The sequence below is a fragment of the Streptomyces sp. B21-083 genome (assembly GCF_036898825.1).
Taxonomy (GTDB): Bacteria; Actinomycetota; Actinomycetes; order Streptomycetales; family Streptomycetaceae; genus Streptomyces.
Map to the genome: position 1 here is coordinate 1,134,145 of NZ_JARUND010000001.1, position 12,620 is coordinate 1,146,764.

Consider the following 12,620-nt stretch of genomic DNA (forward strand, 5'->3'; position numbering starts at 1 on the left):
GCCCTATTTCCCTTCCCCTCCTGTGTCTCTGGGCTCTCCCCTGCCCGCGACGGGCACCGCAGGCTTCCTGAACCACCCGGAAGGTGTCACGTGCGAACAACCCGCATTCGTCCCTCGGTTCCCAACCGGCTCAGATCATGGCTGGCCACAGCAGCTGTCCTCTTCGCCTCGACCGCAGCGGTCCTCACCCAGGCCGGCCCCGCTTTCGCGGCGGGCACGACGCTCTACGCATCGCCGAGCGGCTCCGGCACCGTCTGCTCCGCGAGCCAGCCGTGCTCCGTCACCCAGGCCAAGACCAAGGTGCGGGCGATCAACAGCTCCATGACGGCTGACATCACCGTCGAGCTCGCCGACGGCACCTACCGGCTCTCCGCGCCACTCGCCTTCACCTCGGCGGACTCAGGCACAGGCGGCCACACGGTGAGCTGGAAGGCCGCGCTGGGCGCCCGTCCCGTCATCACCGGCGCACAGAAGGCCACCGGTTGGACGGTGCAGGACTCGGCCAAGAACATCTGGAAGAGCAACGTCGGCACCGGCTTCGACACGCGCCATCTGTCCGTCGACGGCGTACTGGCCACCAGGGCCCGCGCCGCGGTCACCCGCTCGGACCTGACCGCGACCACCAGCGGCTACACGTTCACCAACAGCTCGCTGAGCTACCTCAACAGCCTCGCGCAGCCTGGCCGGACCGAGATCCACGGCATCGGCTCCTTCACCGACCGCTACGCCCCGGTGACCGGCATCAGCAGCGGCGCCATCACCATGGCCCAGCCCTCGTGGGACAACAACACGTTCGGCTACGACACCCTGACGAGCCCCTTCCGGGCCGGCCCCCTCTACATCGAGAACGCCTACGAACTGCTCGACGCGGCCGGCGAGTGGTACCTCGACACGACTACCGGCACCCTGTACTACAAGCCGCTCACCGGGCAGGACATGAGTACGGCCGACGTCGAGGTGCCGAAGCTGGAGTCGCTCATCGGCGTCGGAGGGACGTACTCCTCCCCCGCCACCCACATCGCCTTCTCAGGACTGCAGTTCTCGGGCACCAGCTGGCTGGACCCCACCGCCCACGGCTACGCCAGCCAGCAGACCGGCGCGTACATCTCCGGTGCCTGGGACCGTTCGTCGGACGCGCTGACCTCATGCCAGAGCGGCTGCCCGCTCTTCGAGGCGACCCGCCCGCACTGGGACCAGATGCCCTCCGCCGTACAGGTCTCGGCCGCCGACCACATCACGTTCACCGGCAACCGGTTCACGCAGCTCGGGCAGAGCGGCCTCGGCATCGGCAACGACGCCAACGCCCACACCACCGGCGTGGGACTCGGCGCCGACACCGTCACCGCGACAGGCAACGTCTTCACCCAGGACGCGGGCGGTGGCATCGTCGTCGGCGGTCTTCAGGCGGACGCGCACCACCCGAGTGACAGCCGGATGACCAACCGGAACATCACACTGAGCAACAACCTCATCCACGACGTGGCGTTGGAGTACCGCGACATGTCGGCCATCCTCGTCACCTATGTGAACGGCGCGACCGTCTCGCACAACGAGGTGTACAACCTGCCCTACTCCGGCCTCACCATCGGCTACGGCTGGGGCGTCAACGACATCGGCGGCAGCCAGGACTACGTCAACCGGGGCCTGTACAACTACCAGCCCACCTACACGACCGCGACCACCGCCGCGAACAACCACGTCACCGACAACTACATCCACGACCTCATGCAGCAGATGACCGACGGCGGCTGCATGTACACCCTGTCGGCGTCACCCGGCAGCACCTTCGAACGCAACTACTGCCACAGCAACGGCGGTTGGTTCGGCTTTTACCACGACGAGGGCTCCCGGCAGTTCACGGACACCAACAACGTCTTCCGCAACACCGGCAGTTGGGGCCACGAGAACAGCAGCGCGACCAACAACACCGGCGCCCTGACCCTGACCGACAACTGGACGAACAACAGTTCCGCGAACATCACCAACACCAATGGCCGCGGTGACGTGGTCAGCGGCACCGTCGTCGTCAGCAACGGCAACTGGCCGTCAGGCGCCAAGACGGTCATGGACAACGCCGGTATCCAGCCGCTGTACCGTCCGCTGACCACCGACCCGGTGAGCTCGCCCTACAGTGCGTACTCCTCCACCCCCGCCAACACCGGCCAGAGCGGCGGCCGATTCACCATCACCGACGCGGGCGCGGACATCTGGGGTGCCGGCGGACAGACCGACGACGCCTACGGCACCGTCTACCAGGCCGATGCGGCTGTCAACGGCACCTCGGTGACCGCCCGGGTCGACAACGTGGACAACACCAACGGCTGGGCCAAGGCCGGCGTCGTCCTGCGCAACGACCTCACCGGCAACGGTTCCTCCGCCGGATACGCGGCTGTGGTGGTGACCCCGAGCAACGGCGTCAGCTTCCAGCGGGACTCCAACGCCGACGGCTACCTCGACCAGCTCACGTCCACGGCTACCACCGTCAAGGCACCGGTCTGGCTGAGGCTCACCCGTACCGCCACCCAGGTGTCCGCCTACTACTCGACCGACGGATCCACCTTCACCCAGGTCGGCTCGACGGTGACCCTGCCGTCCATGGCGACCACCCAGGACGCCGGCGTCATCCACACCGCCCACAGCACCACCGCCGGCAGCGCGACATTCGGCGACCTGCGAATCGTCACCTCTCCCTACAAGGCATACAGCTCGACTCCGGCCGCCGTCAGCCAAAGCGGCGGAGTGGCCTCCCTGACCAGCGCGGGCATCGACGTGTGGCGCTCAGGCACGGCGTACGACGACGAGTATTCCGCCGCCTACAAGCCGGGGGCCGCTGGAACGTCCTCGACCGTCACCGTCCGCGTCACCGGTCAGGACAAGACCAACAGCTGGGCCAAAGCCGGGCTGATGCTGCGAAACGACATCGCCTCCGCCGGTTCGTCCACCGGGTACCTCGTCCTCGCCACCACCCCCGGCAACGGAATCGCCCTGTCGTCGGACTCCAACGGTGACGGCTACCTCGACACCAACGCCGTCAAGACCGGAAGTAACACCGTCGCCCCGGTCTGGCTCCGCCTGGTCAGGAGCGGCACGTCGGTCACCGGCTCCTACTCCGCCGACGGCACCACCTGGACCACAGTCGGCACCGCGACACTGACCGGCGCGAACAGCACCCTGGACGCGGGCATGTTCTCCACGGCCCACGCCGGAACCATCGGCACCGCGAGCTTCAGCCAGTTCTCCGTCAGCTGACGAAGCGGTTCGGGTCACGATCTCCGAAACGAACGCCGTGTGCCGGTGCGACCTCCGCACCGGCACACGCAGCGCTCGCCGGCCGACCTGCGCGCGGCGGCCCAGGCACCTACTGGCGGACGACCGTGGCCTCTACCGGGATCCGGCTGCGCGCCCTGTCCTCTCCTCTGCCTCCTGCTTCTTCGAAGCTCGCAGGCTGGTGATCGTGGTGACGGCCAGGACACACACGATGAAACCGAGGGAGAAGGGGATGCCGATCTCGGGGACGTGGACGCCGGACTCGTGCAGGGCGTGCAGGACGAGTTTGACGCCGATGAAGCCGAGGATGATCGACAGGCCGTAGCTGAGGTGCACCAGCTTCTTCAGGAGGCCACCGATGAGGAAGTACAGCTGGCGCAGGCCCATCAGGGCGAACGCGTTGGCGGTGAAGACGATGTACGGGTCCTGGGTCAGCCCGTAGATGGCGGGGATGGAGTCGAGCGCGAACAGCACGTCCGTGGAGCCGATCGCGAGCATCACGACCATCATCGGCGTCATGATCCGCTTGCCGTTCTCCACGATGAACAGCTTGGTGCCGTGGTACCGGTCCGCGACCCCGAACCTCTGCTCGGCCATCTTCAGCAGCTTGTTCTCCTCGTACTCCCCCTCGTGCTCCTCCTTGCGGGCGTCCTGGACGAGCTTCCAGGCGGTCCAGATCAGAAAGGCGCCGAAGAGGTAGAAGACCCACGAGAACGCGGTGATGATCGCCGCGCCCGCCGCGATGAACACGGCGCGCAGCACAAGGGCCACCAGGACACCGACCATCAGCACCCGCTGCTGGTACTGCGAGGGCACCGCGAACTTCCCCATGATCAGCACGAACACGAAGAGGTTGTCGACGCTCAGCGACTTCTCGGTGATGTAACCGGCGAAGAACTCACCGGTGGGACCACTCCCACCGAAGTACCACAGCCCGAGCCCGAACAGCACGGCCAGGACGACCCACACCACCGTCCACGTCCCGGCTTCCCTGATGGACACGTCGTGGGGTTTGCGGCCGACGAAGAAGTCGACTGCGACGAGCACGCAGAGGGCTGCCACGGTCAGCAGCCACACGGACAGCGAGACGTTCACCTGGTACTCCTGGTAAGGGTATGGGGGATAGCGCATCGTGCCCGCCGTGCCACATGGCGGGCGGCATCCAACCCGTACACGGGCTGGATGCCGGCCGGCCGATGCCTGTCACGGCTACGGGGTCAGCGTCAGGATCGTGCGGCCCACGGCCGTGGAACCGTCGCTGTACTCCACAACTCCCGTGTACCGCTTGCCGGGGACTGTGCCGCGCCAGGTCACTGTGAACTCGGCGCCCTTGCCGGGGCTGACCGGCCGGGTGGCCAAGGACACCTCCGCGGGGGCGTCGGGGGCGCCCTGGCCGACCCGCCAGGTCCACAGGGTGTAGGACTGACCGGTCGCGCCCGGCGGGAGGGCGTACTGGACGATGTAGACGTCGTAGTCACCGGGCGGCAGGTCGTTCTGCTCGTCCGAGCCGGTCCCCGGCAAGCGCCCGAACGGTTCGCCCTCGGCGTCGAAGACGTACATGTCGAGGTCGCTGCCTGGCAAGTGGTCGGCTGAGGTGACCGCCACTCGGGTGAACGGGGCGTCCTTCGGTACGTGGATGCGTACCTTCGCGACCGCCTCCGAGGGGCGAGGGTGGCTACTGAAGTCCGCGTCCTGGTTGGTTCCCGTCAGCGTGCCGGTCGTCTTCCTGCCCGCGTACAGGCCCGTCGTGGTCGCGGTCACGTCGCCGGTCCGGTCCGCGTACGCGGTGAGAGCGGCGGAGCCGGAACCGCCGGTGTCCGCCGTGATCTCGTGCGGTGCGCGGAAGGGGGCGGCGCGCAGGGCCAGTGGGCTGGTGACCCGGTGCCGGCTGTGCGCGTCGCTCCAGGTGAGGGACCCGAAGGACCACGTGTCGTAGGGGGTGTCGCCGCGTGTGAAGGTCACCTTGTACCTCGCCGACTGGCCCGGCTTCAGGGTCAACCGCCTCGGGAAGACCGTGGCTTTGAAGCCGGCGGGCGTCTTGAGCATCGCCCTGTAGGAGGCGGTCTGCGCGGAGACGTTGGTGACGGTGCGGGTGACCGTCTGCCGGGCGACCAGGTCGCCGACCGCGAGTGCGGGGTGGTTGAGGTCGCTGGGGTCGGTGCGCGGTGCGGTGGCGCAGTCGTTGCCCCGGTCGGTGAGTGGTCCTTGGCCGAGGGCGCACAGGTACGACTTCCAGTTGGCCGGAGTCGAGTCGTAGACCAGGCCTGGGTCGGCGGCCCGTGCGGCCCTGGGGAAGCCGGCACCGTAGTCGAGCGGGCTCGCGGAGTCGGCGTCCTGCCGTCCCATGGGCTCGCCACGGTTGTCGGTGGTTGTTGCCGTGGTCATCAGCGCCGACCTGATCTCGCTCGGCGACCAGTCGTGGTGCAGGGACCGCAGCAGCGCCGCGATGCCTGCGACGTAGGGCGACGCGAACGACGTACCGGAGATCAGGTCGTAACGGCCCGGCTGTCCAGGGGTGTCCGACAGGGTGGCCACGGGCACGAAGTCGCCCGGCGCGGCGATTTCCGGCTTGAGCAGGTCGCCGTCGCTGAAGGGGTCGGGGCCGCTCGAGGAGTCGGTCCGGACGACCGGGGCCCGCCGGGGGACGCGGGTACTGCCGGTGAACGCGGCGGTGGCGCCGCGGGTGGCGGCGTACGCCTTCACCTTCCGGCCGCCCTCCTCGTTCAGTTGCAGGTACGGAAGGTCGTTCAGCTCGGCGAAGAAGCCACGCCCGCTGGACGGCGTGTCGACGATGACGACCGCCGAGCCACCGGCCCGGGCCACCTCCGCCACCTTCTCGTCCAGGAGGTTCTCGCCTCGGTCGCAGACCACGATCTTCCCCCGGGTCTTGGCCGGGTCCAGTGTGCCGTCCAAGCACAGCGCGGCCTTCGCGGGGTCCGTGCGGGCGGCGTCGGCGGCGCCGACCAGCAGAGCCTTCCGGATGTCCCGGCTGTAGGAGATGTTGGTGAAGCTGCGGCCGTCGCCCAGCTTCAGCGTGGCCAGGTACTCGGCGTCGTGCGTGGTGGAGGCCACGGACGTGAGCCACGGCGCGGTGTTGTCCACCGCCTGCGGGCCGTTGTTGCCGGCGGCCGCGGCGATGAAGACGCCCGCCGCGGCGGTGTTGCGCATGGCCTCCAGGGTGAACGGGTCGAGGAGCGACCCTCTGTAGGAGAAGTTGATCACGTCCACGCCGTCCGCCACGGCACTGTCGAACGCCGCTGTGAGCGCCGTGGCCAAGCACCCGCCGCCCCAGCATGCCTTGTAGAACGCCAGCCGGGCCGCCGGCGCGACCCCGCTGAGGGACCCGCCGATGGAGGTGCCCTGAATCGACGCGTGGGTCACGTGGCCGCCGGCGGCCACGCTGCCGACGCTCGTGCCGTGGCCGTCGGTGTCCAGCGGCGAGGGGGCTTCTTCCACCACATCGCCGGGTTGGCCGTCAGGGAACCAACGGGCGCCGATCACCTTGTTGTTGCAGGTGATGCGGGACTCGGGGCGGCTCGCATCGCCCCGGTCGCAGGTGCCGTGCCACTTCCTGGCGATGACGTCCGCGTCGGGGCGCGGCTCCGGCAGCGGCGCGAACATCGGGTGGTCCGGGTCGAAGCCGCTGTCGATCACCCCGATGATCATGCCTTCACCCGCGCGCTTCGGGCCACCGACCTTCGCCCACAGACCCTTCTTCCCGGACAGTCCGAGCAGGGCGGGGATGTCGGGCAGCGGCGCGGTCGAAGTTGAGCGGCCGGCGCCGGAGAAGCCCTGCGCGGTGCTCGTGGCCGGGACGGCCTCCCCGGCCGGCCGCACTGCGGCGGCCGGCCGGGCGTCGTACGGTACCGCGTCGCGCCCGGCAACGGCGGTTCGGTGGACCGTGCTTCGGGTCAGCGACACCACACCGGGCACGGCCGCCAGCTTCTCCGCCTGCCCGCCGGTGAGTTCGGCCGCGAACCCGTTGACCGTGTACGCGTAGTCGTACTGCTTCTTGATTCCCGGAACGGCGCCGAGCACCGCGTCCCGGCGTCGTTCCAGGTACCGCAGATACGACTTGGCCGCGCCGGTGCCGGCATCGAGCCGCTTGCCGGCCGCAGGGGCGGTCGCCTTGAGGCCGCGCACGCCGCCCCCGTACGTCGCCAGCGGCTCGTCGGCCAGCTTCACGAGGTAGGTGCCCGCCTCGTAAGTCCCCTCGTTCCGGCCGGAGCCGGCGTGCGTGACCGCGGGTGCGGGCACTGCGGTGGTCAGCGCCAGAGGACATGCGAGAAGAAGAGCGAGGAAGGATCCGAGGGTCCGGACGCTCCTTTGATGAAACATCAACAAAACTCCATGCAGTGGTCTATATAGTCAGGTTCAGGCAGCCGCGTACGTCGCAGGAGGCCACACCTGCGCCGCTCCGACCACCCCGTCGCGACGACCGCCCGGGAAGAGGTGGACACCGGGCTGGCACAGGACAACACTTTCGGTGAAAATGTCCCCTGCCGGGCCTTATGCTTACCACCGGTAACAGTCGACCCAACGCAACCGATGAGGGCCCGTGACGTCTCCGCAATTTCCGGCCTTCGATGTCATGACGGCGACCTGCCCGTCCCGCACCTCGCTCGCCCGCATCGCCAACAAGTGGACGGCCATGGTGGTCATCGCGCTCAGCACGGGCCCCATGCGCTTCCGCGACCTGCGCACCAGCGTCGACGGCATCAGCGGCAAGGTCCTCACCGAGACACTCCGGGACCTGGAGCGCGACGGAATCGTCACCCGGCGGGTGTACGGCGAGGTCCCGCCCAGGGTCGAGTACGAGCTGACCGCACTGGGACGCACCCTGTACGCCCCGCTTCAGGCCCTGGGCCTCTGGGCCGAGGAACACTTCGCCGAGGTACTCGCGGCGCGCGAGAGCTACGACGCTCGCCGGCAGCCGTGACTGGTTGCCAGAGGTAGGCAGCCGGCAACGTCATAGAGGGGGCCGGCGACCTTCACCACGGTCTTCCCGCAGGTCGCCGACCTGTTCATACAGGAGGATCCCGATCGTCGGCAGCGGATTCGCCGACGCCGAGACGGCCACGCCGCGCTCGCGCACCTGGAGTCAGCCGGACGACTTCCGCCGGGGAAGGACGCGGACTCTACCGTCCCCAGAAGGCGTCCTCGGCCGCCTCGTCGCCGGAGAACAGCCACATCTCGACGATCTTGCCGTCCTTGAGGCGCAGGACATCCACGCCGTCCATGCTCATGGACGCATCCTCGCGCCGCCCGGCGAAGTGGATCGAGGCGGCCACCGTGTCGCCGTTGCCCATGAGGGCGTGGATCGTGTCGATGGCGAAGGTGCCCTGACTGGTCTCCATCATCCCGCCGAGCATCGCGAAGACGGCGTCGCGCCCCTTGCGCTCACCGGAAAACTGGTTGGCGCCCGGCTGATGCCAGACGATCTCCTCGTCCAGAAGCTCGCCCACCTTGGCAAAGTCACCCTTCTGAACGGCCTGGAAGTACTCACGCGCGATGTCGACGTTCTTGCTGGTCATGACAACACTCCTCACGCCTCCGACAAAGAGGCAGTACGACTTACTCCGCAGGTTGGTGCGAGACGCGACGTGCGCGACGCGGGATGGATCAACGGCGTGCGATCGCCCCTCGATCCGCAGCAGGTCGACGCCTCTTCTTCGGCGACTTCTCCTTCTGCACCTCCATCTTCACCATCGGTAACCAGTCACCTCAACGTAACCAATGGAATATCGTGACGCGCATCACACGACGTGTGCGTGTTACCCGGGAGTTGCCTAGTCAAGCCGCTGCGTACCGCCGTAGACACGAGACCCGAACGACTGGGAGAGGGATCTCCGGCGATTACTCAGAGTGCGCAAACCGGCAGCCTTGTGAGCATCGACGACAACGGTGTGGAGTACGCGCCGGCAGCGCGCCAGGACGACCCCGAGCCCGGGCCGGAAGGCGCTCAGGCCGCGACCACCTGCTTCGCAAAGATGTGGCGGCAAGCACTGGGCGAATGGCACTCGCGGCACCCCGACCGGGGCCCAGCGCGCCGCGAGCCCGCCGAGATGTGCGTCCGCAAGGGCACCAGCCACCCCATTCACCCGATCTATTGATCCTTTCGGCCACTACGTCCTGACGGCTCGATCCTGAGAGTTCGGCACACAATTAGCGTTGATCACGGGTTTTCCGTCGATCCTCTAGACAGAGTCCACGCTGAAGCTCCTTAATAGGTCCGATGTCACTCGGGCGAAACACACACCGTATGAGTGGCCGCTTTTCCGCTCTCCCTCTGAGGGCCACTGGTCACTCCGTCCATCCCGGTTGTCGAGCCGCAGCACGGTGGGCTGTCCCAGCAAAGTTTGGAGATCACGTTGTCAGAGCCGACCAGCTGTAGCAGAAACACTCGCGGCCGTGGTGGTCCGCCGAGAGCCGGCTTCGCCTTCCGTCTGCGCCCTGTCCGTGCAGGAGCTCCTGAACTCCGGCGCTCCGCGATGCCCTGCCGGCCGCCTTTCTGAGGGCGGTCCCCACACTCATCACCGGACCGCGCGCCCAGGCCGATCCGTCACCGCGCTCGACGCGTCCCGGTTTCACCGATACCGCCGACGGCGACCACACCACCTGGCCAGGCAGCTTCCGGCCTGCCCGGGAGCGGTACCACTTCCCGCGACGCGTCCCTCTTCCGGTCAACGTCGGCGCGACCGGTCAGGGGCACCTGGCCGCCGGCAGCCTCGACTCGCACGTTTACCTCTCACTGCCGAGCGGCTGAGCCATGCCACGACAGCCCTGTCTCCGGCCTCGATCGGTCATCTTCCGCCTGACACCCGCCGGGCCGCCGGCCCGGCGGTTCCAGCGGAGCGCCGTTTCACAGCCACTTCGACAACCCGTCCACGCCCCGGCGCCCAGTCCGTCGACTGTTACCCGGAACGTCGTCACCACAGTCAGCGCCATCGATCCACAGGAGTGGGCCATGTCCTCATCACGAATGACTCGCCGTACGTTTCTCGGGGCGGCCGGGGTGGCGGGCGCCGCGACCGCCCTGCCGATCGTCCCCGGCTTCGCCGGCCTTCTGTCGCAGGCTGCCGCCGCTGACACACAGACCAATCTGAGCAAGATGGTCGACATGCGGTTCGGCATGTTCAACCACTTCAGCCTGGGCACGTTCACCAACCAGGAGTGGGCCGAACCCAACCAGAGCCCCACCCTTTTCGCTCCGCCGAGTGTCAACTGCGCGCAGTGGGCCGATGCGGCGGTCGCCGCGAAGATGAGTTACGGCATCCTGACCACCAAGCACCATGACGGCTTCGCCCTGTGGCCGAGCGCCCATGGCACCCAGAACGTGGCGAACAGTTCCTACAAGCATGACGTCGTCCAGGCGTACTGCGACGCCTTCCGGGCGAAGGGGCTGAAGGTCGGGTTGTACTACTCGATCTGGGACCGCACCTTCGGCGTCGAGGCATGGGAGAGCCGGCACAAGGTGACCGGGCTCGAAATCACCGATGCCATCCAGCCCGGCGACATGACCTTCATCCTCGGTCAGATCACCGAGCTGCTCACCAACTACGGCACCATCGACATGTTGATGACCGATGGTTACGCATGGCAGATGGGGCAGCAGGCCGTCTCCTACCAGAGGATCCGTTCACTGGTGAAGGAGTTGCAGCCGGACTGCGTCATGATCGACATCGGCGGACTGTCGGAGCCCTTCCTCAGCGACGCGATCTTCTTCGAGGAGCCGTTGGGGGTCACGGCGCCGGCGGGCAACACCTACGCCGGTATGCAGGGGCAGACCATCAGCAACGGCTGGTTCTGGCACCCCTCCACTCCGACCGAGGGCCTCATGAGCAAGGATGCGGTCCTGTCGCACCTTGCGGACCTGGAGCCGAAGTACACCTCGTTCATCCTCAACTGCCCGCCCAACCGCAACGGCCTGCTGGACACCAACATCGTCAACCGGCTCGCCGAAGTGGGTGCCGCCTGGAGCCCGAACACCTCCAGGCCACCGCTGCCCACCCAACCACTGCGCGCTGAGCACCCCGTCACCCCGGTCAACGCGTACGCCGCCGGCTTCCACACCGGCGAGGGACCGCTCAACGCCATCGACGGACTCAGCGACGTCCGCTACGAGACCTGCTGGTCGACCTGGGGACTCTCCTCGCCCCTGCCCAACTCGCTCACGCTCGACCTGGGTGGGGTGTGGAGCAACGTCTCCACCCTGGAGTACCTGCCCAAGCAGTGGAACCGCAACGACTCCACCGACGGCGACATCACCTCGTACACCATCTCGACCAGCACCGACGGCACGAACTTCGCCCAGGTCGCCACCGGCACCTGGGCCGGCAACCGCAAGCCCAAGGTGGTCGAGTGGCCCGCCCGGAACGTGGGCTTCGTACGGATCCAGGCGAACGCGGCCACCGGCGGCTACGCCAACGTCGGCGGCGTCCGGATCGGCGGCCGGACGGCCAAGCCTGCCCTCGTCTCGAGTGTCCTGCCGGGCGACGGCACCGTGTACCGGCTGGTCAACCGCAACAGCGGCAAGGTCGCCGACGTCAGTGCGAACGGATCCGCCAACGGCACCAACATCCTCCAGTGGCCCTGGCTGAACAAGAACAACCAGAAGTGGACCGTCGCCTCCACCGGCGACGGCTACTACGAGATCAAGGGCCTCGGCAGCGCCAAGCTCATGGAAGTGGCCGGGCTTTCCCGCGACGACGGCGGCAATGTGGCCATCTACGCGGACTCCGACGTACCCCAGCAGCACTGGGCCGTCACGCCCACCGGTGACGGGTACTACTTCCTCATCAACCGCTACAGCGGGCTCTGCCTCGGCGTCGACGAGGGCAGCACCGCCGACGGAGCCAACATCGAGCAGCAGCCGTACACGTCACAAACGCGGCAGCAATGGCAGATCATCACCTCCTGACCGGCCCTCCGCCCCCTCCTCCACTGCCTGCTGTCGAGGAGGAGGGGCGCGGGTCGTCTACGGCTGAACAGCCCCATGAAATGACAACGGAACCCTGCGAACCACGGACTCGGCGACCCACCGGACTCCGCCCAGGCCCGAGCCGCACGGGTGCCTGACCCGGCCCTGCTGCCGTGGACCCGGCACCCGTGCGCCGGGTCCACGGCAGCGGGCGCCCGACCTCGGCATCGGCCGCCTCCGCGCCCTTTTGATGTCGGCCCGCCCGCTTGAGCCGCCCTTGTACAACACGATCAGCGGCAGCTCCTCGCCGAGCGGCCGGAGAGGAAGTGGTCACATCCGGGACGCCGACGGGCACCGGGGATTGCGGCAGACCGGCCGAAAACGTACCTTTACCCGGCAACTGTGAAAGCGCTTGCCCCATAAGGCGTCACAA

At 67.9% G+C, this 12,620-nt stretch carries 7 protein-coding genes; 4 read left to right on the top strand and 3 right to left on the bottom strand.

Features of this window, described 5'->3' with window-relative positions; genetic code table 11:
- Positions 1–90: 90 nt before the first annotated feature.
- On the top strand, positions 91–3,249 hold the full coding sequence (locus tag QA861_RS05130; protein WP_334587009.1) for a DUF1349 domain-containing protein: 3,159 nt from the start codon (positions 91–93) through the stop codon (positions 3,247–3,249).
- 132 nt (positions 3,250–3,381) lie between these two features.
- Here the strand turns inward: QA861_RS05130 and QA861_RS05135 are convergent, their stop codons facing one another.
- Positions 3,382–4,362, bottom strand: coding sequence for a TerC family protein (locus QA861_RS05135; RefSeq protein WP_334587010.1), 981 nt, complete (start codon positions 4,360–4,362; stop codon positions 3,382–3,384).
- Between the two features lie 114 nt (positions 4,363–4,476).
- Positions 4,477–7,524, bottom strand: a complete 3,048-nt coding sequence (locus QA861_RS05140) for a S8 family serine peptidase (RefSeq protein ID WP_334587011.1) — start codon at positions 7,522–7,524, stop codon at positions 4,477–4,479.
- A 334-nt stretch (positions 7,525–7,858) separates the two neighbouring features.
- Here QA861_RS05140 and QA861_RS05145 point away from each other — a divergent pair, with 334 nt between their 5' ends.
- Entirely contained in the window at positions 7,859–8,206 is a 348-nt protein-coding gene (locus QA861_RS05145; RefSeq protein ID WP_443041543.1) for a winged helix-turn-helix transcriptional regulator, read from the top strand.
- Between the two features lie 199 nt (positions 8,207–8,405).
- On the opposite strand, the gene QA861_RS05150 is transcribed toward QA861_RS05145, so the two are convergent.
- Positions 8,406–8,801, bottom strand: coding sequence for a nuclear transport factor 2 family protein (locus QA861_RS05150; protein ID WP_334587013.1), 396 nt, complete (start codon positions 8,799–8,801; stop codon positions 8,406–8,408).
- Between the two features lie 351 nt (positions 8,802–9,152).
- On the opposite strand from QA861_RS05150, the gene QA861_RS05155 reads away from it, so the two are divergent.
- Together QA861_RS05155 and QA861_RS05160 are read left to right on the top strand one after the other, a co-directional pair.
- Entirely contained in the window at positions 9,153–9,380 is a 228-nt protein-coding gene (locus QA861_RS05155) for a hypothetical protein (protein ID WP_334587014.1), read from the top strand.
- An 854-nt stretch (positions 9,381–10,234) separates the two neighbouring features.
- Entirely contained in the window at positions 10,235–12,187 is a 1,953-nt protein-coding gene (locus tag QA861_RS05160) for an alpha-L-fucosidase (protein ID WP_334587015.1), read from the top strand.
- Positions 12,188–12,620 lie beyond the last annotated feature (433 nt).

Excerpts from the sequence above, each read along its gene's own strand:
- QA861_RS05145 (WP_443041543.1), top strand. The coding sequence starts at position 7,859 with ATGACGGCGACCTGCCCGTCCCGCACCTCGCTCGCCCGCATCGCCAAC.
- QA861_RS05150 (WP_334587013.1), bottom strand. The coding sequence starts at position 8,801 with ATGACCAGCAAGAACGTCGACATCGCGCGTGAGTACTTCCAGGCCGTT.
- QA861_RS05160 (WP_334587015.1), top strand. The coding sequence starts at position 10,235 with ATGTCCTCATCACGAATGACTCGCCGTACGTTTCTCGGGGCGGCCGGG.